Origin of the sequence: Margalitia sp. FSL K6-0131 (assembly GCF_038008735.1) — a bacterium.
Classification (GTDB): domain Bacteria; phylum Bacillota; class Bacilli; order Bacillales; family Bacillaceae_C; genus Margalitia; species Margalitia shackletonii.
The window spans coordinates 4290039-4311130 of the sequence record NZ_JBBOZS010000001.1 but is presented as its reverse complement, the minus strand read 5'-3'; the positions used below and the strand labels follow the sequence as shown (position 1 = coordinate 4311130).

The window sequence follows — 21092 nt, the reverse complement described above, 5'->3', positions numbered from 1 at the left end:
ATAGTATTGGTGAAGGGAAAGTATGCAATGAAGGTAAGGAAAGATTTTTTTATCCGCAAGAAGAATGAAATAGGAGTGTCTCTGAATGAAGTACAGCGAAGCGCGGTGCTGCAAACGGAAGGGCCGCTGCTATTATTGGCATCCCCAGGGTCAGGGAAAACCACTACGATAATAATGCGCATTGGATATTTAATAGAAGAAAAAGGGATAGACCCTTCAAGAATTAAGGCGGTTACTTTTAGCAAGGCATCTGCTAATGATATGAAGGAACGTTTCAAACGCTTTTTTCCTCATCTTCCACCTGTTGATTTTTCTACTATCCACAGTTTTGCCTTTGAGGTGGTACGGGATCATTTCCGCAAAACAGGGGTTTCTTATCAAATTATTGAAGGTGATTTGAAAGAACAGGAAGCGGGAGATTTCAAGGATTCTCCATTACATAAGAAAATTATTCTTCGGAATATATTCAAATCTATTGTTGGCGAAAATATCACGGATGATCAATTAGACGAACTGACAACCTACATCAGTTTTATCAAAAATAAAATGATTCCCCTAAATAAATGGGAACAGGTGAAAGTGGATGTTCCAGAAGCAGAGAAGATCTTTCGGGAATATGAAGCATTCAAGAAATCGGGGTATCATAAGCTACTGCTCGATTATGATGATATGCTTGCCAATGCAGAGCATGTTTTGGAAATAAACGAGGAAATCCTACAATCTTATCAAGATCGTTATGATTATGTTTTGACTGATGAAAGTCAAGATACTTCGTTGGTTCAGCATGCTATTATTGAAAAATTAGTTAGGAAGCATCAGAATCTTTGTGTAGTTGCCGATGACGACCAGTCCATCTACAGCTGGCGTGGTGCGGAACCATCTTATCTTTTAAACTTCAAGCAAGTGTATCCAAATGCGAATATTCTTTTCATGGAACAAAATTATCGTTCAACAAAGGACATAGTAGATGTAGCAAATCAGTTTATTAAGCAAAACAAGAATCGTTATAACAAAAATATGTTTACCCAAAATTCTTCGCATCATCCGATCGAGATTAAAAGTTTTCCGAACTACTTAAATCAAGCAAAGTATTTAGTAGAGGAGATACGGAAGGCTGACAATCTTGCAGAGGTAGCGGTGTTATACCGAAATAATTCATCCTCCATTGCACTGATGAATGAGTTTGAACGTGCGGGAATCCCTTTTTACATGAAGGATGCGGATAATCGATTCTTTTCACATTGGGTTGTGGACGATATTTTAAATTTCATGCGAATGACGTTTACTGATAAGCGGACGGATATCTTAGAGAAAATTCATTTGAAATTTAACGGATATATCAGCAAAAAACAAATGGAGAAATTAAAAGAAATCCATAATAATGAATCCGTTTTTGATAATTTATTAAAATTTGTTCCGCTTCAAGATTACCAGGTGAAGCTGTTAACCGAAAGCAAAGAAACGTTTCAGGAAATGAAAGGGATGCCACCGCTGCATGCTATCAGAGTTATTCGGGAACGTTTGGGTTATGAGAAATCAATTGAAAAAATGTGTGAGCGACTGGGGTTTCGCAAAGAATATTTACTTGGAATCCTGAACACATTGGAGGAAATTGCCATTGGATTAGAGACGATGGAGGAGTTCGCCAGCCGTCTTAAGTATTTGGAGTCTGTTCTGAAAAATGCTAGGTTCAAAAAGGGGCAAAATGTAGTAACATTCTCCACTTTCCATAGTTCAAAGGGTTTGGAATTTGAAAGAGTATACATGATTGATCTAATTGACGGAATTATACCGACATCTGACGACTTAAAAAATGGAGCAGCGGGAGAAGGAGCCATGGAAGAGGCAGTCCGTTTGTTCTATGTTGGGATGACCAGAGCGAAAAAACATCTGGAACTCATCAGCTATAAAGAAAGAGATGGGAAAATGGTTCAGGAATCTCCATTCGTATTACAGGTAAGAAAAATTATTAATCCGGAATACGAAATCATGATTCAAGAAGATACAACTTCTTCAAAAACGAAAAGAGCAATAAAAGTAGGGAAGACAACCATTCCATATAATCCTAATGCAATCCGGGATCAAAAGGATATAACATCAGGAATGGATATCAAGCACAGGGTCTTCGGGCACGGAGTCATTATAAAATCAGACGGAGAAATGATTGAGGTTCGCTTTGCATCGGGTGTTAAAAATCTTGCATTAAAGACATGCTTGGAGATGGGGCTGTTAGAGCAAGTTTAAATAAATGGATTATTGTAGATAAAAAGGACTCAGTTGAATTGGGTCCTTTTATTATTCTTCATTTATTAATCAGTCTCTGAGTAAAAGATAATTTTCTTTACGGTTAATATTATTTCATATTGATTTTATATATTACAATAAGAATTTATTTGCCAGCAGTAGGTTTACAACTAAACAAGTTAAATGAAATTATTAAAGTGAGGGATTTTTCTAAAATACTAATTATTGTGAAATGACAGGTGAGATGACAAAGATGAGAAATGATAAAAAGATAGTTATTACTTTCATCATTATTATTTTATTAGCAGGTGCAGGGGGATACGGATTTATGAGTCATGCAAATGCTGTTAACGCGAATGAGCAGAAATTAATAGAAGAAATGAATACACAACGAATTCAAGCTGCCAAAGAAGAAATAATTAAATTATATGCAAATCCCAAAAAAGAGGCATTAGCCGCTGATTTATCAAAACAAAAAATAGACAATGCTTTGGAAAAAGTAAAATTAGTAAAAGACATCAAGCTAAAATCCTCAATGGAAAATGAACTTAGTAAAATTCTATTTCTTTTTAATTTCCAAAAGGAGATACGCGAGTTATTGGAAAAAGGAGTAATTGCAAATGATGTTAAATTAACACAAATAACAACGATGAATAATAATTTTGACCAAGTAAAGGTAATAAATTCTAGAATTGCAGATACATATAAAAGTAATGTTCAAATAATAAATTCCCAGTTTAACGCAATCCAGGCCGCAAATAAAAAGGTACAATCCCTTTTTTCGGATTATAAAACTTTAACCGTTAAAGGAAGTGTTTCTAAAGTTCAATATTCGGATGCAATGAAGATGGTCGATTCAATTAAGAATACGAAGGCAAAAAATGATCTTAAAAATCTATTGGAAAAAGTAAACACTGTTTTAGTATCGAAAGAAAGAAAAGATGCTGTTAAGGATAATATAAGTAAGCAGAATCCTTCTATAAAAGAAAAACAACAAGGCCCTAGCAATTCTTCAACAAAGGGCAAACAGCAAAAGACTGCTTCCATCTCTTCTACAAGCAGCAAAGTGATAAAAAAAGAAACAGGACTTGCTGCTATAGTGGCACGAAGTCAGACGGCAAAAAAGACAAATCAGATCGTTACAGTAGTAGCCAGTGGAACGAATGCTCAAGTGACACTTCTAGAAAAAAGGAATGGAACATGGGAAAAAGTAATAACAACAAGCGGGCACGTTGGGAGCCAAGGGGTAGGAACCGCTAGTGAAAGCCTTAGTAGAACGCCAAAGGGGAGTTACAGCCTTGGATTTGCTTTCGGAACGAGCAATCCCGGTACCCAATTACCATTTAGAAAAATTACTCCAAAAAGTTATTGGATTTCAAACGTAAAGGATCCTCACTATAATTCTTGGCAAGAGAGAACATCATCCAGTAAATATGATGAACATTTAGCCGATTATCCTATTCAATATCATTATGCAATAGTTATTAACTATCATAATGGTGTCGGGGGAGGTTCCGGGTTTTTCTTGCATTGTGATAATGGACGTCCTACAGCTGGATGCGTATCCGTACCTACAAGTGTTATGGCACAATTTATGAAGAGAATTCACTCTGGTGCCTATATTATTAATGTAACAAGTGAGAGCAGTTTAGCTAACTACTAATAATCTAAATATCGGGATATGATTTTGCTCAAAACAATAGAAGTAATTATGGAGAGAAGTAGGTAAAAATCCTGTTTCTCTTTTTTTGCTAGACATATTTAGCCTGGAGAAATGTATGCAAGTTAATATGAATACAATTGATTCATCAGATATTAGCATTTATTAAGCCAATAGAAGAAGTTTGAAGTAACGGGTACCAGCGGGAACAAAAATGGGACGATTCCCACTTCAAGGAGTCGTCCCATTAAGATTGACTGGGTATTTTTAAAAGAAAAGTCGTCCCTTTTCCTTTTTGACTATCGATTTCAATCGTCCCATTTACTTTATTGATGGTGCTGTATACCATGAGCATACCGAGTCCTGTTCCTTTTTCCTTCGTAGAATAATATGGTTTGCCTAAACGAGAAATTTGCTCTCGAGTCATGCCAATGCCCGTATCTTGAATTTTGATGATGATATGATGCTTTATTTCCGAGACATCAATCAGTAAAGTGCCGCCACCGGTGTCCTTCATCGCTTCAATTCCATTTTTATATAAATTAATTAAGCATTGTTGGATTTGATTTTGATCATATCTTGTATTAAGCGTGTTATTAAAATGAAATTGGACTTCCACTTGGTGCATACTAGCATATGGAATGATCAGATCTTTGGCATATTCCGTTTCTGCAAAGAAGTTCGAATAGACCATATTTTCAGATTGGGGTTTAGCAAAGGAAAGATAATTACTCACAATTTTCTCCGCTCGATTTAATTCTTGTAGAGATAATTCAATATATTTCCTTTCCTCCTGAGTGATGGTTTTTGATTTTTTTAAAAGCTGCAAAAATCCACTCGTAACCGTAAGCGGATTTCTAATTTCATGAGAAACGCTCGCTGACAACTCACTCACGACATTTAATCTCTCCGAGTGTATAAACTGTTCACGATTTTTCATATTCGTAATAATTTTCTCGATTAACACCATAATAACCAGCATTGCCCCTACGTTGGTTGTTATGGTTGAAATGGTTATATACCAGAAATCTCGATTTAGTTTTTCAAAAAATATACTTAAGGTGATCAAGTAAAATGCCACATTAAAAAAACATACAGCCCCCGCAAATAATACTCTACTTTTCGAATTCAATGGAACAAATTTACGATTTAATAATGGTATAATAAGGAAGACAACAGTCGAAAAGATCAAAGAATTAAGTGTCCCTTCTCCTCCGATGTAGGTTCGATATATATTTAATACGATATAGAGGGGAAAAGCATATTTGTAACCACCATAAAGGGCCATAATAATAAATGGGATGTATCGTAAATCAATAATAAAGCCAATGCTTAATTTAATAGGCACGGTGATACATAGAATCATTGTCGCCGCTGATAATAAAATTAGAATGATTTTATTATAAGAGTGTGGCCTATGCTCAAAAAATATTAAAAAGATTAAAACCGGAAACAGTAAAAATAAAAAGTTCAACAGTAAAGTTTCAAACAATGGAGTGTGCTTCCTTTCGGATCATATTCACAACTTCTATCTTACCAGAATTCGAAATTAACGTTAAGAAATACAAGGGGTTAGATTTTCTGTTCGATTACCGCACCATAATCCAAAGTGTTAGAAAATTAAAATTAGTGCATATAAAGGAAGGTAGGATACTGCTAATAGCAGGAATTAAAGGCAAAATGGTTATGCGTATTTTTAAAAGATTTGCTGCTTTTGTATCAAATCTTGGATTGAAAACAAGAGATGGGGAAAAGGATTGTGTATCAAACGATAAAAACATATTTTGAAAAATTAAGTGATCCAAATAAATACGTTCAAGACGAAGCATTCCAATATATTCTTTCTGTTACAGAGAAAGAAGTGAATTGGGCGTACGAGGTTTGGGTGGTACTTTACAAAAGGAGATAGTAACGTTGCATCTGGTAAACAGATTTATTTCCTGTAAATCTGAACAGAACTATACTTTAATACGCTGTGACATCATTCAAGGACTTAGGAAATTATATGACCATGTTCAAGACGAAATCATAAAAGATGCGGGATTAAGACTAATAGAGAGTGAAGAAATCCTAGAATATCGAAAAAAATACGCCGCTGAATGGAAAAATGTTTAAGAAAAAATGTAAAGGTGGAATAACAAATGAATCATGAAGCACAAATGTATTGGGATCATTTTTGGGGAAACAGGATAAAACCTCAATCTGTGAGTGCATGGCAATTTGGAGCAGATCCAGATAATCTTGCGCAATTGGTGGTAGAAGGAATTAAAACAGCCACATGTTCTGCCCATATCTTTTATGAATTGGAAAATGAACCACTTCCGACAACAGATGATTATAGCATTATATTAAACAGTCAGGATAAACCGGTAGCCATTATTAAAACAATAGATGTTAAGGTTTTACCAATGAATGAAGTCCCGGAAGAATTCGCTGTTGCAGAAGGTGAAGGGGATCGAACTTATCGATACTGGAAAGAGGCGCACGAAAAATTCTTTCAATCTGAACTAAAGAAAATAGGAAAAGAATTCAGAGAAGATATGTTGCTGGTTTGCGAGCGTTTTGAGGTAGTAGATATTAAATGATAGAAAACGAGGAATTGATGATAAAAACCATAATGAAGTCCCCCGAAAGTATTTATTTGGATATAAAAGATACTATAGAAAATTTATTTGGTTTGCACATATATACACGGGCGCAGTTCAGTTTGGGGTTACTAAATCTGAAGTGGAAAGTAGAGACCGAAGAAGGAATATTTGTTATTAAGCAGTTTAGTAAAGAACGATATGAGAAGTATGACCTAAAACAAGTTTCTTCAGAACAAAATATAGCCATTCAGGAACAATTAAGGCAATACGAAAACGGATCACCTTGCCCTAGAGTTTTAACACATAATGGAAACGTAATACATACCTCAACTAGTGGTGAACGATTTATCATTATGGAACATATGACTGGAGATAACATGCTGCCGGGAACGTTAAATGAAAATCAAATGTATAGCCTGGGGAAAATAACTGGGCACATGCACAATGTTTTTAACGATGGTACACATGGAGTTGCAAAAACTCCTAAATTTATTCCTCCAAGCCTTCAACAACGATTAGAACATTGGAAAACACTCTATCAAAGAGTGCAAAAAAACAATCCATTAACGAGATTAGTAGAAATGCAAATCAGAGCAACAGAACATTTTGATTTGGAATGGATTAGTTCTTCTGATCCAGGCTGGGCACATAGAGACTTGTGGGTAGACAATCTATTATTTAAAGGGGATCATCTATCAGCCATTCTCGATTTTGACCGTTTTGCATTCGATTATCCTGAATTGGATATTGCAAGAGCCATTATGTCTGGTGTATTGAAAGATAAGCAGTTTCATGGAAATTCCGCCATTGCCTTCATAGATGGCTATAAAACAAAACGTAAACTTAAGAGTGGAACTGTGGTTCGTTCTCTTCAACTATTATGGTATTTAGAAAGCGTTTGGTGGGTTACACCTCAATTAAATCAAGAAAGGTATCAAGAGGTTCAATTTCAAAATGAAATGACATGGTTAGCAGAAAATCTTTTGGAATTGTCTGAGATATTTGGGGATATTTAAGTGGTTCATAAGAACGAATTTATTAAAGTGAGGTAGTCTGATGATAATACTCTATATAACAAGACACGGTGAAACAGAATGGAATACGCAAAATAGAATGCAAGGATGGAAGGATTCCAACTTAACAGAGAACGGGATTAAAAACGCTATAGAATTAGGAGAAAGACTCAAGGATATATCTTTTTCCGCCATTTATTCTAGCCCCAGCGGAAGGACTGTAACAACAACTAAAATGATTTGTGGCGATAGAAATATTTCTATTATTTATGAGGATAATTTAAAGGAAATATTTCTTGGGGAATGGGAAGGAAAAACGAAAGAAAACATTAAAGAAAACTATCCAAATGACTACAATGCTTTTTGGAATTGCCCTCATCTGTATACCCCTGCACAAGGAGAAAGTATTGCTGATGTTAAAGAAAGGGTATTGAAAGTATTAGAACGTATCCAAAAGGAGCATTCATCGGGAAACATATTAATCGTTACCCATTCCATTGTTATTAAATGTTTATTTCTGATTTTTAAAGGTCTTTCAAACGAAAGACTTTGGGATCCGCCATTTATTCATGATACTAGTTTGACAGTAGTAGAACTAGATAAGGAGAATATTAGAATGGTCCTAGAAGGGGATATATCTCATAGAGGTGCGATAGCTACGAATTAGATGAGATAGAATAAGTAAATACTTAGAGGTGATCCAAAATTAATACCTTTTTAACCATATATAAAAATAAAATCGAGATTCAACAAAAATAAGCTTAATAAAAACAAATTTATATCGTTCTTGCAAATGACGATAATGGCGAGACAGTATTAACAAAAATAAGAAAACTATTAACCGCCACTTAAGAGATAGGTAGGGAGGACAGGTACCTCGTCCTTCTTTTTTTTGGATTTTGATCTATAAAACTCTCATGTTCATTCATGATCCATCGCACAAAATAGTTTTACCCTATATCAGTCCTTCTTCTTAAAAAATATGAATTTCTAATTTCATTTAAATAACTTGGGAAAAGGGACCTAACTAACCATCCTGATACAGATACAATGACCTATTTAAATTTTCAGATTCAGTTCCAAAACACAACTTTGGTCATAATTCAAACTATTTATAATATTTATAAAATTCTGTTGACCATCTTTCCGTAACTTTGTATAATATTTTTAATGTTAATCAATCTTACATATGTATTGGGAACTAGAATATTTAAGACATAATTGCATATATGTAAGGTTCATTAACGTATTTTTATGTTAGGAATGCTTAAACTCTATGAAAATCCAATTTTCACCATCATATGAGTGACTGCATCCTATTATTCTACTTTTTAGACAAGCTTTAACACTTTAAACTAAGGGGGAGTATGATGAGAAAAGCATGGATTAGTAGCGTTTCATTGGTTGTATTGCTAACACTCATACTGAGTGGATGTGGTGGTTTTACGTCTAGTAATGGAAATGGCGGCACTGAAAAAGCAAAAGATAGTGTTTTAAATTTAGCATTAGAATCTGATATTCCAGATTTGAACCAAGTGAAAACAACGGATGGAACCTCCTTCACTATTTTAAATAATACGCTGGAAGGTCTATATCGTTTGGATCAAAATAACCAGCCACAGCCGGCTATGGCAAAAAGCGTCGATATTTCAGATGATAAGCTTACGTATACTTTCCACCTAAGAGACGGAATCAAATGGAGCAATGGTGATCCTGTAACAGCAGCCGATTTTAAATATTCTTGGCTTAAAGCCTTGGATCCGAATACAGCCAGCCAGTATGCATTTATCATCGCTCAATTTGTAAAAGGTGCAGCGGATTATAATGCTGGAAAAGCGGATGCTTCAGCAGTCGCTGTTGAAGCAAAGGATGATAAAACACTTATAGTCACATTAAATCAGCCAACACCTTTCTTCCTAAGTTTAACTGCATTTGTCACGTATTTTCCCTTGAATCAAAAATTTGTTGAAAAAGTTGGATTTGACAAATTTGCACTTACAGCAGACAGCATCCTCTACAATGGTCCTTATGTTATAACCTCTTATGATCAAGCAAAAGGTGTCACTTTAAAGAAAAACGATAAATATTGGGATAAAAAGAATGTCCAAGTTCAGACAGTGAATATGGATGTTATCAAAGAAGCTAGTACAGCTTTGAATTTATATGAGTCTGGAAAATTAGATAAAGTATACCTTTCGTCTTCTGATGTTAATTCCTATAAAGATAAAGATGGCTTCGGAACAGAAACGATGTTTCGAACTTATTTCACACAAGTAAACATTAAGAAAAAGCCTTTTGATAATCAAAAAATTAGAAAAGCCTTTCAATTAGCAGTGGAACCGAAAATTTTAACGGATACCATTCTAAATAACGGATCATTGCCTGCAACGGGACTTGTTCCAGCAGGTATGAATGGTACAGATGGTAAAACTTACCGTGAACTTGCAGGGGATGTATTTAAACCAGATCTTGCAAAGGCAAAAGAATTATTAGCGGAAGGAATAAAAGAAAGCGGCCCACTTCCAAAGATTGAACTTATGGTATCGGATGATTCCGTATCAAAAGATACAGCAACATTCCTTCAAAGTGAATATAAGAAAAATCTTGGCGTGGATGTTTCTATTGTAACAAAGCCTTTCAGCGGCAGATTAGAAGCAATGCGTAATGGAGATTTTACGCTGGCAGTGAACAGATGGGGTGCTGACTATAATGATCCATTAACCTTCATGTACGAGTGGGATAATCCATCAACGCAATCTCGAGGTAATTATAACAGCAAGGAATATAATGCTTTAGTCGATGGAGCACAGGTTGAAAAAGATGAGAACAAGCGTATAGATATGTTTGTTCAAGCTGAGAAACTATTAATCGAAGATGGTAACATGACTCCGCTTTATTTTGATGGAAGAGCCTATATGATTAATCCAAAAGTCAAAGGATTAAAGATTGCTCCAGGAGCAACGCTAGAACTTAAATATGTAAAAATAGATAAATAACTCCGATTAGGAGGGGATCCTTCTATCCCCTCCTAATCTATTTCTACTAACAACATATGACTCCAGCAGATTAGGAGAAACTTTTACATTAATCGATTTTCTACCTTTAATGGAAAGATGAGGTGTTTTCATGAAAAAGTTTATTGGAATTAAAATCGTGAATATTATCGTCACGTTATGGATAATTGCAACCATCACATTTTTCTTAATGAAGATGCTTCCAGGTTCCCCTTTTAATGAGGAAAAGCTGGCCACTCTTTCACAGGAGCAACGAATTGAATTTTTGGCAAAGTACGGATTGGATAAACCAGTATATGTTCAATACGGAAGGTATCTAGAAAACTTAGTCAAAGGCGATCTTGGAGTTTCCTATTATTATAAAGGACAATCCGTTAATGAATTGCTTGCCAAACGTATTGTTCCATCTGCTTTATTAGGAGCACAAGCAGTAATTCTTGGATTGTCGATAGGACTTATTTTAGGGATGGTAGCTGCATTAAAGCATAATTCATTTTGGGATTATTTGACCATGTTTATTGCGGTAATAGGGGTTTCGATTCCAAATTTTGTTTTTGCCGCATTACTGCAATATTATGTTGGTTTGAAGTGGGGAATCCTGCCCGTTGCCTTTTGGGAAGGCTATGATAGCTCGATACTGCCAACCATTGCACTATCCTTAATGATTGTCGCTTTAATTGCTCGTTTCATGAGAACGGAAATGATAGATGTCCTGCAGCAAGACTATATTTTAACAGCGAAATCAAAGGGCCTAAGCGCATGGACAGTCATTATCAAACATGCCGTTCGTAATGCGATGATACCGGTTATCACCATTTTGGGTCCTGTTGCGGTAAGCATTTTAACAGGCTCATTAGTAATTGAAAGTATCTTCGGCATCCCTGGAATTGGTAGCTTGTTTGTGGATTCGATTAAATTTAATGATTATACAACGATCATGGGTGTAACCCTTTTCTACAGCGCGTTTTTCATTTTAACCATGCTCGTAATTGACCTTCTATATAGTGTTATTGATCCAAGGATTCGAATTAGTGGAGCAAAGGGGTGAGATAAATGGCGGAAGCAAACCGAAAAATGGATTCCCTGCCTAATGAATTGTTTCAAGTAGTCGGCAGGAAACATGAGGATATTGAAAAAATTTCGAGGCCATCATTATCCTTTATGAAGGATAGCTGGATTCGGCTTAAAAAAAATAAGGCTGCAATTATCAGCATAATTATTTTAGCCCTCATTATTATATTGGCTATTGTGGGTCCATATATGAATCACTATAACTATTATCAAACGGACTATTCTAAAACCTATCAGTCTCCTAATAGTGACCACTGGCTTGGAACGGATAAATTTGGACGGGATCAATGGACGCGGATTTGGGACGGGACAAGAATTTCGCTTTATATTGCTTTTTTAGCAAGTATTTTAGATTTAACGATTGGTGTTACCTTTGGAGCAGTATCCGCTTTATTTGGCGGCAAAGTAGATAGCTTTATGCAAAGAGTGATTGAAGTTTTAGTAGGAATTCCTCACCTTGTCATCGTGATTCTATTAATTATGATGATGAAACCAGGGATCATCACCATTACAGTCGCGATGGTTATCACAGGTTGGGTCAATATGGCGAGGCTTGTTCGTGCCCAGATTTTTAAGTATAAAAATCAGGAATTTATCCTCGCATCTCGCTCATTAGGGGCAGGCAATAAACGAATTATAATGAATCATATGATTCCGAATACGATTGGATTAATCATTATTAATATGATGTTTACAATTCCTAGTGCGATTTTTACCGAAGCGTTTCTTAGCTTCATTGGACTTGGTTTGCAAGAGCCTGCAGCCTCCTTGGGGGTACTGATTAACGATGGTTTTAGAGCGATGCGGAATCAATTTTATCTTTTATTATATCCAGCGATTATCATTACGGCATTAATGGTGTGTTTTAACTTATTGGCGGACGGATTAAGAGATGCCTTTGATCCAAAAATGCGGAAATAGATATGAAAGCCTATCATAATGAGAGTTTTTAGGGAGGCACAAAGTATGGAAAACATTTTAGAAGTGAAGGATCTCCATGTTTCTTTTAAAACATATGCCGGGACGGTCCGCGCTATTCGAGGTGTTAATTTTACCTTGAAAAAAGGGGAAACATTAGCAATCGTTGGCGAATCAGGATCGGGAAAATCCGTTACCTCCAGGGCTATTATGCGATTATTGCCGGAAGGAATTTCCTCTATCGATCAAGGGGAGATTTGGTTTAATGGGCAAAATTTAGTGCAGTTGTCCGAAAGAAAAATGCAGAGTATTCGCGGTTCAGAGATTTCTATGATTTTCCAAGACCCGATGACAGCTCTTAATCCAACGATGAAGGTTGGAAAACAAGTTGCGGAAAGTGTTATCAAGCATCAAAAATTAAGTAAAAGTAAAGCAAAAGAAATCGCAATGGAACTCTTTCAATTAGTCGGAATCCCCAATGCAGAAATGAGATTTAACCAATATCCCCATCAATTTTCAGGCGGTATGCGTCAACGTATTATGATTGCCCTTGCCTTGGCATGTAATCCGAAAATTTTAATAGCTGATGAACCGACAACTGCCTTAGATGTTACCATTCAGGCACAGATTTTAGATCTATTAAAGGATATTCAGAAAAAGACGGGAACTGCGATTATCTTAATTACACATGACTTGGGGGTAGTAGCGAATATTGCAGATTCCGTAGCCATTATGTATGCAGGGAAAATTGTTGAAAAAGGCACTGTGGATGATGTTTTTTACGATCCAAAGCATCCATATAATTGGGGACTGCTTAGTTCTATGCCAAGTTTAGATACCACAGGCGAATTAATTTCCATACCTGGTTCTCCGCCGGACTTAATGGATCCGCCAAAAGGCGATCCGTTTGCTCCAAGGAACGAATATGCATTGGCTATTGATTATGAGCTAGACCCTCCGATGTATAAGGTTTCTGAAACCCACTATGCAGCAAGCTGGCTGCTCCATGAGAAAGCGCCTAAAGTTACTCCTCCTATTACGGTGAATGAAAAAGGCATTACATTGGTTAAAAAAGATGAATCATCCGTTGCTTTAATGGAACGTCATCCATCCAATGAACCAATTATGGAAGTGAAAAACTTAACGAAGTATTTTACATTAGGTGGACAAATTATGTTAAAGGCTGTAGATAATGTTAGTTTTCAAATTATGAAGGGGGAAACATTCGGACTTGTAGGAGAATCAGGATGCGGCAAATCTACAACTGGTCGAACGATTCTAAAGCTATATGAAGCTACAGGTGGAGAGGTAATTTTTAATCAGCAGCCGATACATGGTAGTTTAAACAATACAGAAAAAAATCGCGTTCATCGGAAAATGCAGATGGTGTTTCAGGATCCTTATGCATCCTTGGATCCACGTAAAACGGTGGAAGATATTATTGCAGAAGGGATGGATATTCATCATTTATATGAAACCAAGAAAGAAAGAGCGGATAAGGTTCAGCAATTGTTGGAACTGGTAGGACTTCAAAAAGAGCATGCGAGCAGATATCCGCATGAGTTCTCAGGAGGACAGCGTCAACGTATTGGGATTGCCAGGGCCCTTGCGGTGCAGCCGGAGTTCATGATTCTTGATGAACCGATTTCCGCACTGGATGTTTCCATTCAAGCGCAGGTAGTAAATCTTTTAAAGAAGCTCCAAAAAGAAAAGGGGTTAACCTACCTGTTTATTGCCCATGATTTATCGATGGTAAAATACATCAGCGACCGTATTGGTGTAATGTATTTAGGAAATATAGTGGAAATGGCCCCATCAGAAGAACTATATCGTGAACCATTACATCCTTACACACAAGCGCTACTGTCGGCTATTCCAATACCAAATCCAAAGGTAGAACGCCGCAGGGAACGGATTGTCCTAAACAGTGATCTGCCAAGTGCAATCGATCCACCATCCGGCTGCCGATTCCGCACACGCTGTCCAATCGCCACCGAAAAATGCAAAGAAGTTCCAGAATGGCGCGAAGTCCGCGAAGGCCGCTGGGTCGCATGCCATTTCAGCGAAGCCCTAATGAAATGACGTCGGAGAGATAGGTCCATCATCCGCTTTTTTAACAAGTGCGGAAATGGAGCGAAATGTTTTAAGTCCCGTTCCTTGAGTGCAATACAATATTATCAATTTATCGAAAAAAATCTCTATCCTCCGATAGAGATTTTATTTTCGCATTCTATCTTAAGGTAGATGATTATTGGAGGTTTTCAAGGTAAGATAGTAACAACAAAAATATTTGTTTAAAAATGGAGGGTACGATGAATCAGCATTCATACAATATTATTTTTATTATCGCTTTAATTTTATGGATTATTTATAGACGTGTACGACGAAATATTGGGTGGCAACATTTGAATCAAGGGAAAATGTTATTTAGAATGATTTTATTTTTTATTATTGGACTAATATTTTTCGCAGCCGGGATTGCCCATCCAGTCAGCTTAATATCTGACATTGTCGGAATTATTTTAGGAATTATTCTTGCTTATTATGGTTCATCCATAACTACTTTTGAGCAAAGAGAAGATCGTTTATATTACCGTCCTAATATTTGGATTGGGAGCATTGTTACTTTTCTATTTCTTGCTCGGTTTGTTTATCGATTTTACGGAATATTCGTAGGCGGAACCTATGCAAAGTTACAACAAGGGCAACCGAATGATTTTCAAAATATCGGTTACTCAGTAGGCAATTCCTGGACTTCAGGGCTAATGCTAATCATGTTTGCTTATTATATTGTCTACTATATGATTTTGCTAAGAAAACAGAAACAGATCCCCCATTTAGAAGGAAAATAATACAGAATTGAGAATCCGACTAATGAGTAGTTGTCATAAGCAGTAATTGTCAACGAATCATTATGGGAAAGCATTGGTTCTTATGAGGTTGTCCCCGTCCTATTTGGACGGGGAACTTTTTTACGTTAAATTTTTTTGCATTTTCCACAACTAAAAGTTCTGTTTTTATCGAAGAGACATAATTAGACGAATAAAAACGTTTATAAAGAGAGGAGTATCATTCATTAAATCGAAGGTTATTAAATGATAACTCCAAAAGTTATGATTATTTGCGCTATACAATTTCGGAACTCTCAGATAAAATAAAAACTATATAGTCGGTTTTTTTAGAAATTTAAAAACAAATATTAAAAAGGAGTGGAGTATATGGTGGCTAATAATACTCAAATTCGGTATGAAAAATGTTCAGCTGTAGAGGATCGTTTTATTTTTCAAGCGTTTATGGATGGCTTTTCTGATTACATAGTAAAATTTCAATTTACAATGGAAAGTTTTCTTAGTCGTTTTTTTGGCCCAGAAGGTAACAGTCGAGAAATTTCCTTTATTGCTTTTGATCAGGAACAACCAGTAGGGGTTATACTTGGTGGGATTAAAAATTATGAGTCAATAAAAACGCTGAGATGTGGGGCTCTGGCTATTCACCCTAATTACAGAGGGAAAAAAATCAGCCAAAAATTAATGGAACTCCACGAGGAAGCAGCAATCCAACAGGGATGTAAACAATTATTTCTTGAAGTGATTGTAGGTAATGACCGTGCAATAAATTTTTATCAAAAATTAGGTTATGAAAAAATATATGACATTGTCTATTATACGAATACCGAAGCGAAGCAATTAAATACACATTCTGTTTTCAATGTGGAAAAAATAGATTTTGCGGAGTTTAAGAAAAATATACAAGAATGGAATTATCATATTAATTGGCAAAATGACCTAGAATTTATTGTTCAAATTCCAACTAACCACTATTATGCTGTCTTTGAAAATGGAAGAACTGCAGGTGCTCTCTCGATAGGAGAAAGCGGAAATATTAACTTTTTAATGGTGGATAAGGGCTTTAGGGGAAAAGGTATTGGAACAAAACTTTTACAAGAGGCAGTTAAAGACCTTCAATTAACCAAAATGTCAGCTGGATTTCCAAATAACAGTCTGCTTGAAGGTTTCTTTAAAAAGCATGGTTTTACGAAAGGGTCTTTACAACAGTATGAAATGTATAAGTTGATTTAAAAATATGATATTTACTTAGTAGCGGAAATTATACTAATTTCTTAGAAATGGCAAAAATATAATGCATTTTAACCTGAAAAAACATTAAATGGTTTTCAGTACTAGATTAGGAGATGGTTAAATGCCAAAGGTTTCTGAGTCTTATAAAGAAAAAAAGAGACAGTTAATTATGGAAAATGCATTAATTTTATTTGGAGAAAAAGGGTATGAATTAACGACCATAGATGATATTGGATTAAAATCCGGAATTAGTAAAGGAATGGTTTATACTTATTTTAAGAGTAAGGAAGATCTATATATTACTTCCATGCAACAAAGGACAAACCATACATTTAGTAAGTTGCAAGAACGGTTTAAAAAATTTAGTTCAGCTGAAGAGAAAATTGTTGAGCTATTACGTGTCTATAGAGAAGCTGTTACTACAACTGAGGAATGGACTAACATTATTCGAGTTGACCTAGAATTTTGGATTAATTCATCAAGATATGATCATTTAAGAAATATTATGAAAGAGCATTTTAAAAATCAAATGCTACATTTCCTGATCCAAATAATTCAAGAAGGCCAGAAAAATGGAGAATTCAAAAGAGAGGTAGAAACTGAAACGTTTGCAAGTTTATTTTGGGCAATGCTTGATGGTATTTGCTTACATTATGCTGTAATAGATAAGGAATATGATTATAGAGGTAATTTTTTACTTGCAGAAAAAATGATTCTGCAATATTTAAAATGATTATAAAAAATATTTACTATCAATATTTCGTATGGAGAAGGGTACTGTTCTATTCCTGCTGTAGAACGGTACCCATTCTTTAGTAAAACCGATAAAGTCCTCAAAAATTAATTGTAAAAAGAGGATATCCTATCCAACCTCTAGCTTCTTCTAAAAAATTGAAACAATCTTCCTAAATATCACGTAATATAGTACAAACGATTTTTGAGGTGTTCGGGTGATTCAACATTCTATGATAGGCAATGGTTTTAGTGGCTATGGCAGTGAATTAGAGAATATTCGCTTGATGTATACAGAAAAAAGGGGATTGCAACGAATATCATTATAGAGTTGGAAAAAGCAGCTTTACAAAAGGGGGCTAATACGATCGGTATTGGTGTAGGTCTTTTTAAGGACTACGGAAGTGCACAGAGACTATATACGAAATTGGGATATATTCCAGATGGGAATGGAATTCAATATGATGGTAAACCAGTTCAGAAGGGTACATATGTTTTTGTAGATGATGATTTAGTTTTATATTATACGAAAAAATTGGTTTGAGTTTATTGGAAAATGAATGGTTTCTTTTATACTTTAAGTATTTAAAAAAGGGTGAGCTATAAATGAATTTATCCATACGTGACGCAAATGAAGAGGATATTCAGGATATTATCCATCTTAGAAGACAGCTGGATGATTATCATGTTAAGTTGAGACCGGATGTATTTATTAATGAAAATTTATATGATGAAAAAGACGTTAAGCAATATTTCCAGGCAAAAAAGTCAAAAGTTATCGTGGTGGAAGATCTAATGACGAAAGAAATAATTGGTTATTCCGTTTTAAACGCTGAGAATGTAGAAAAAAAGTCTATTTTAATAATAGATCCTTCCTTTATGTAAACGAGATTTCTATAAGAAAGGATAGGAGAGGGAAAGGTATCGGTAAATTCGTTTTTGAATATATTATTGATTATGCAAAAAACATGGGCGTTGAATCGATAGAATTAGATGTTTATGAATGTAATGAGACTGCTGTGCATTTATATAAATCAATGGGAATGAATAATAGATATAGTCGGATGGAATTAAAGCTATAATTCTTATTACAAGAAAAATTTGGACGTGTTTTAGGGGGGCTTTCATGCAACTTTTGACATTTAGTGTGGAAGAAGCAAAAAATTTTTCTGAACAAGGATGTATGGAGGAATGGGTACATATTTTCCTTAAAACTGTTGGAGAAAATAAGGAATTTTCAAACGGATTAAAACTAGAAAGACGATATTGGCTAGGTCCAATATTGATTTCGTTGAACGAAATCAATAGGTGCTGTGGGCCAGAGGGAAACATGGAATATCAAGTTCCAAATACAGAATGGGAAAATCAGATAAAGAAATTTTGTGAAATGCTGGAGAAAGGGTGGGAGTGCCCGCCTTTAATCGTCCAGCATCAATCAGGAAAATTAATCATCAATGATGGAAACCATCGTTATGAAGCAATGAAAAGGCTAGGATTTAAAGAGTGTTGGGTAATTTTATGGGATACAAAAACACCTGAGCATATTAATAAATATGTTGATGACTCTTATTGTCGAAAAAAGGTTTGAAATATTGACAACGGATTGCAGTCAATGTAAGATTCTAGTGAATATGAATCTATAATAATAAATTTTTCTTTTAATAATATAATCATTTTTCAACACGAGTAAAACAAAGATATATATCTAGTTTTTCTTGTGTTTTTTTATTATAGACATTTTGTCTCTTTATATATGAAGTCTTGTTTGTTTGAAAATGCTTTATCCTGAATCTTTTTACGATGTGAAACGTATTTATTGTTAGGAGGAGGGATGCGCATGAAAAAATATATATTATTTTTTGGAGTGTTTGTGTCTGTATTTCTGGTATTGCAGATTTTTTCCGGGATGCTGCTAACATTGTTTTACACACCAAGTATATCTTTGGATGGCAATGCAGCATTATCATCCACTGTAGAATTTGGTAATATTAACATTATTCCAACCATTATCTTTGCGTTTATCGCATTAGCAGCATCATTTATAAGTACCAAACTTCTAAGCAAAAAGATGGGATAGAGGGACAGGTCCCTCGTCCCATTTTTTCTAAAGGGTCTTAAAATGATTCGACCATGAAAGGAGACATATATGCACGGTCATTTAAATACTGGGGATATTATTTTTCAATTATTTACGTTTTGTATCCCAATTGTTTTTTTAGTTTTTATTATTAGTTTTATTGTTTCTAATAAAAAAAGGAAAAAGCAATTAAAACGGATAGAGGAAAAATTAGATTTACTGCAAAATAAGGATAGTTTGGAATAGGGGACAAGTCTAGATCCAAGTTCCTCTCTACTCATATTCATACGTAAATGAGTTGGGACAACGAACCTGTCCCTTCAGACCATTCTGAAGAGCCTGTTTTGAAATTCAGGCCCTAAAAATGGTCATACAACTAATTTGTATCAGGGTTATTATTCATATTTTTTTAATAGGATAGCCGAGTTATGTCCGCCAAATCCAAAAGAGTTGGACAATCCTATGTTCAATGTCATTTTCCTTGCCCCCTCTGGAACATAGTCCAAGTCACAATCCGGGTCTGGATTTTCCAAATTAATAGTTGGTGGAACAATATCTTCCCTTAAGCTTTTGACTAGGGCAATTGCTTCGACTCCTCCAGATGCTCCAAACATATGCCCAATCATCGATTTGTTGGCCGTAACAGGAATGCGATAAGCATTATCTCCGAACAACTTCTTAATAGCGAGTGTTTCGGAATAATCGCCCACCTGTGTACTTGTTGCATGTGCGCTAATTACATCAATTGATTCCGGTGATAAATTAGCTTTTCTTAATGCACTTTTCATTGCCATATAGGCACCAGTTCCTTCTGGATGTGAAGCTACCATGTGGTAGGCATCTGAACTCGCCCCATATCCAATCACTTCACATAAAATAGGTGCATTTCTTCGCATGGCATGCTCTAACGATTCAAGAACTAATATTCCCGCACCTTCACTCATAACAAAACCATCTCTTTTTGCATCGAAAGGCCGACTAGCCAAAGCAGGTTCTTCATTCTTTGTTGATAAAGCTTTCGCATTTCCAAAGCTTGCTAATGACAAAGTGGTAATGGCTGCCTCTGCACCGCCTGCAATCATTACATCAGCATCCCCCATACTAATGAGGTTGAATGCCTCACCAATAGATGTGTTTCCTATCGAACATGCTGTAACTGGGGACAAAGATGGACCAAGCGCACCAAATTTAATACTGATTTGGGCTGCTGCAGCATTTGGAATCATCATTGGTACTAGAGTAGGGCTTACCCTATTAGGGCCTCTTTCGTTTAGAATATTTACATTATCGATTAAGGTTTGGATTCCTCCGATTCCAGAACCAACATATACCCCAAATCTTTCACGATCTAATTGATCCAGATTTAATTGAGAACTCCTGATTGCTTCTTCTGCTGCTGCAAGGGCAAACTGACTAAAGCGATCTAAGTGTCTTGCTTCTTTTGCTCCCCATCTTTCTTTGGCATCGAAGTTACGAACAATTCCTCCGATTTTTGTTTTAGAATTAGAAACATCAAAAGTATCAATGGTAGATATTCCTGATTTGCCATTTAATAAATTTCCCCAGAAGGTTTCAACATCATTTCCTAATGGAGAGACTACACCCATTCCAGTAATTACAACTCTTTTCATTGTAATACCTCCTAATTTTTTCTTTTTCTTTATTTTAACTCGCCATTATCCTATTACAAGTTGTG

The 21092-nt window shown here is 35.5% G+C and carries 22 protein-coding genes; 20 read left to right on the top strand and 2 right to left on the bottom strand.

The window, feature by feature from the left end; translation table 11 throughout:
• Positions 1-27: 27 nt before the first annotated feature.
• Together NSQ59_RS21095 and NSQ59_RS21090 are read left to right on the top strand one after the other, a co-directional pair.
• On the top strand, positions 28-2244 hold the full coding sequence (locus tag NSQ59_RS21095) for an ATP-dependent helicase (protein WP_340832662.1): 2217 nt from the start codon (positions 28-30) through the stop codon (positions 2242-2244).
• A gap of 253 nt (positions 2245-2497) precedes the next feature.
• Complete coding sequence (locus NSQ59_RS21090; protein WP_340832660.1) at positions 2498-3907, top strand: S-layer protein; 1410 nt, start codon at positions 2498-2500, stop codon at positions 3905-3907.
• A 244-nt stretch (positions 3908-4151) separates the two neighbouring features.
• Here the strand turns inward: NSQ59_RS21090 and NSQ59_RS21085 are convergent, their stop codons facing one another.
• Entirely contained in the window at positions 4152-5396 is a 1245-nt protein-coding gene (locus tag NSQ59_RS21085; protein ID WP_055742028.1) for an ATP-binding protein, read from the bottom strand.
• Between the two features lie 267 nt (positions 5397-5663).
• Between NSQ59_RS21085 and NSQ59_RS21080 the strand changes: the two genes are divergently transcribed.
• From NSQ59_RS21080 to NSQ59_RS21000, 18 genes are all read left to right on the top strand, one after another.
• Positions 5664-5813, top strand: a complete 150-nt coding sequence (locus tag NSQ59_RS21080; RefSeq protein ID WP_340832657.1) for a hypothetical protein — start codon at positions 5664-5666, stop codon at positions 5811-5813.
• A gap of 5 nt (positions 5814-5818) precedes the next feature.
• Positions 5819-6019 carry a hypothetical protein gene (locus NSQ59_RS21075; RefSeq protein ID WP_055742026.1) on the top strand — a complete coding sequence of 67 codons (201 nt, stop codon included), beginning with the start codon at positions 5819-5821 and terminating at the stop codon, positions 6017-6019.
• A 26-nt stretch (positions 6020-6045) separates the two neighbouring features.
• Positions 6046-6489, top strand: coding sequence for an ASCH domain-containing protein (locus NSQ59_RS21070; protein WP_055742025.1), 444 nt, complete (start codon positions 6046-6048; stop codon positions 6487-6489).
• Between the two features lie 17 nt (positions 6490-6506).
• Complete coding sequence (locus NSQ59_RS21065) at positions 6507-7508, top strand: phosphotransferase (protein WP_340832654.1); 1002 nt, start codon at positions 6507-6509, stop codon at positions 7506-7508.
• 40 nt (positions 7509-7548) lie between these two features.
• Positions 7549-8172 carry a histidine phosphatase family protein gene (locus tag NSQ59_RS21060; RefSeq protein ID WP_340832652.1) on the top strand — a complete coding sequence of 208 codons (624 nt, stop codon included), beginning with the start codon at positions 7549-7551 and terminating at the stop codon, positions 8170-8172.
• A 703-nt stretch (positions 8173-8875) separates the two neighbouring features.
• A complete protein-coding gene (locus NSQ59_RS21055) occupies positions 8876-10501 on the top strand; it encodes a peptide ABC transporter substrate-binding protein (protein ID WP_340832650.1) in 1626 nt (541 codons plus the stop codon).
• Between the two features lie 130 nt (positions 10502-10631).
• Complete coding sequence (locus NSQ59_RS21050; protein WP_340832648.1) at positions 10632-11567, top strand: ABC transporter permease; 936 nt, start codon at positions 10632-10634, stop codon at positions 11565-11567.
• Between the two features lie 5 nt (positions 11568-11572).
• Positions 11573-12511, top strand: a complete 939-nt coding sequence (locus tag NSQ59_RS21045; RefSeq protein ID WP_340832646.1) for an ABC transporter permease — start codon at positions 11573-11575, stop codon at positions 12509-12511.
• Between the two features lie 45 nt (positions 12512-12556).
• A complete protein-coding gene (locus NSQ59_RS21040) occupies positions 12557-14590 on the top strand; it encodes an ABC transporter ATP-binding protein (RefSeq protein ID WP_340832644.1) in 2034 nt (677 codons plus the stop codon).
• Positions 14591-14820: 230 nt separating this feature from the next.
• Entirely contained in the window at positions 14821-15360 is a 540-nt protein-coding gene (locus tag NSQ59_RS21035) for a hypothetical protein (protein ID WP_340832643.1), read from the top strand.
• A gap of 366 nt (positions 15361-15726) precedes the next feature.
• Positions 15727-16587, top strand: coding sequence for a GNAT family N-acetyltransferase (locus tag NSQ59_RS21030; RefSeq protein ID WP_055742015.1), 861 nt, complete (start codon positions 15727-15729; stop codon positions 16585-16587).
• Between the two features lie 121 nt (positions 16588-16708).
• Positions 16709-17320 carry a TetR/AcrR family transcriptional regulator gene (locus NSQ59_RS21025; RefSeq protein ID WP_340832642.1) on the top strand — a complete coding sequence of 204 codons (612 nt, stop codon included), beginning with the start codon at positions 16709-16711 and terminating at the stop codon, positions 17318-17320.
• A gap of 267 nt (positions 17321-17587) precedes the next feature.
• A complete protein-coding gene (locus NSQ59_RS21020; protein ID WP_340833184.1) occupies positions 17588-17863 on the top strand; it encodes a GNAT family N-acetyltransferase in 276 nt (91 codons plus the stop codon).
• A 62-nt stretch (positions 17864-17925) separates the two neighbouring features.
• A complete protein-coding gene (locus NSQ59_RS21015) occupies positions 17926-18204 on the top strand; it encodes a hypothetical protein (protein WP_055742012.1) in 279 nt (92 codons plus the stop codon).
• 5 nt (positions 18205-18209) lie between these two features.
• Positions 18210-18401 (top strand): GNAT family N-acetyltransferase, encoded by a 192-nt coding sequence (locus NSQ59_RS28010; protein WP_126649979.1) that lies wholly within the window; start codon positions 18210-18212, stop codon positions 18399-18401.
• 44 nt (positions 18402-18445) lie between these two features.
• Entirely contained in the window at positions 18446-18907 is a 462-nt protein-coding gene (locus NSQ59_RS21010) for a ParB N-terminal domain-containing protein (RefSeq protein WP_126649974.1), read from the top strand.
• Positions 18908-19156: 249 nt separating this feature from the next.
• Positions 19157-19396, top strand: coding sequence for a hypothetical protein (locus NSQ59_RS21005; RefSeq protein ID WP_055742010.1), 240 nt, complete (start codon positions 19157-19159; stop codon positions 19394-19396).
• A gap of 69 nt (positions 19397-19465) precedes the next feature.
• Positions 19466-19642 (top strand): DUF4083 domain-containing protein, encoded by a 177-nt coding sequence (locus NSQ59_RS21000; protein ID WP_340832638.1) that lies wholly within the window; start codon positions 19466-19468, stop codon positions 19640-19642.
• A 149-nt stretch (positions 19643-19791) separates the two neighbouring features.
• On the opposite strand, the gene fabF is transcribed toward NSQ59_RS21000, so the two are convergent.
• The gene (fabF, locus tag NSQ59_RS20995; protein ID WP_340832637.1) at positions 19792-21027 is read right to left on the bottom strand and encodes a beta-ketoacyl-ACP synthase II; all 1236 of its coding nucleotides are present in this window, start codon (positions 21025-21027) and stop codon (positions 19792-19794) included.
• Between the last annotated feature and the right edge of the window lie 65 nt (positions 21028-21092).

Bases quoted from the DNA above. Each gene is read 5' to 3' on its own strand.
- NSQ59_RS21095 (WP_340832662.1), top strand. From the start codon at position 28: ATGAAGGTAAGGAAAGATTTTTTTATCCGCAAGAAGAATGAAATAGGA.
- NSQ59_RS21090 (WP_340832660.1), top strand. From the start codon at position 2,498: ATGAGAAATGATAAAAAGATAGTTATTACTTTCATCATTATTATTTTA.
- NSQ59_RS21070 (WP_055742025.1), top strand. From the start codon at position 6,046: ATGAATCATGAAGCACAAATGTATTGGGATCATTTTTGGGGAAACAGG.
- NSQ59_RS21065 (WP_340832654.1), top strand. From the start codon at position 6,507: ATGATAAAAACCATAATGAAGTCCCCCGAAAGTATTTATTTGGATATA.
- NSQ59_RS21060 (WP_340832652.1), top strand. From the start codon at position 7,549: ATGATAATACTCTATATAACAAGACACGGTGAAACAGAATGGAATACG.
- NSQ59_RS21055 (WP_340832650.1), top strand. From the start codon at position 8,876: ATGAGAAAAGCATGGATTAGTAGCGTTTCATTGGTTGTATTGCTAACA.
- NSQ59_RS21050 (WP_340832648.1), top strand. From the start codon at position 10,632: ATGAAAAAGTTTATTGGAATTAAAATCGTGAATATTATCGTCACGTTA.
- NSQ59_RS21045 (WP_340832646.1), top strand. From the start codon at position 11,573: ATGGCGGAAGCAAACCGAAAAATGGATTCCCTGCCTAATGAATTGTTT.
- NSQ59_RS21040 (WP_340832644.1), top strand. From the start codon at position 12,557: ATGGAAAACATTTTAGAAGTGAAGGATCTCCATGTTTCTTTTAAAACA.
- NSQ59_RS21035 (WP_340832643.1), top strand. From the start codon at position 14,821: ATGAATCAGCATTCATACAATATTATTTTTATTATCGCTTTAATTTTA.
- NSQ59_RS21030 (WP_055742015.1), top strand. From the start codon at position 15,727: ATGGTGGCTAATAATACTCAAATTCGGTATGAAAAATGTTCAGCTGTA.
- NSQ59_RS21025 (WP_340832642.1), top strand. From the start codon at position 16,709: ATGCCAAAGGTTTCTGAGTCTTATAAAGAAAAAAAGAGACAGTTAATT.
- NSQ59_RS21015 (WP_055742012.1), top strand. From the start codon at position 17,926: ATGAATTTATCCATACGTGACGCAAATGAAGAGGATATTCAGGATATT.
- NSQ59_RS21010 (WP_126649974.1), top strand. From the start codon at position 18,446: ATGCAACTTTTGACATTTAGTGTGGAAGAAGCAAAAAATTTTTCTGAA.
- NSQ59_RS21005 (WP_055742010.1), top strand. From the start codon at position 19,157: ATGAAAAAATATATATTATTTTTTGGAGTGTTTGTGTCTGTATTTCTG.
- NSQ59_RS21000 (WP_340832638.1), top strand. From the start codon at position 19,466: ATGCACGGTCATTTAAATACTGGGGATATTATTTTTCAATTATTTACG.
- fabF (WP_340832637.1), bottom strand. From the start codon at position 21,027: ATGAAAAGAGTTGTAATTACTGGAATGGGTGTAGTCTCTCCATTAGGA.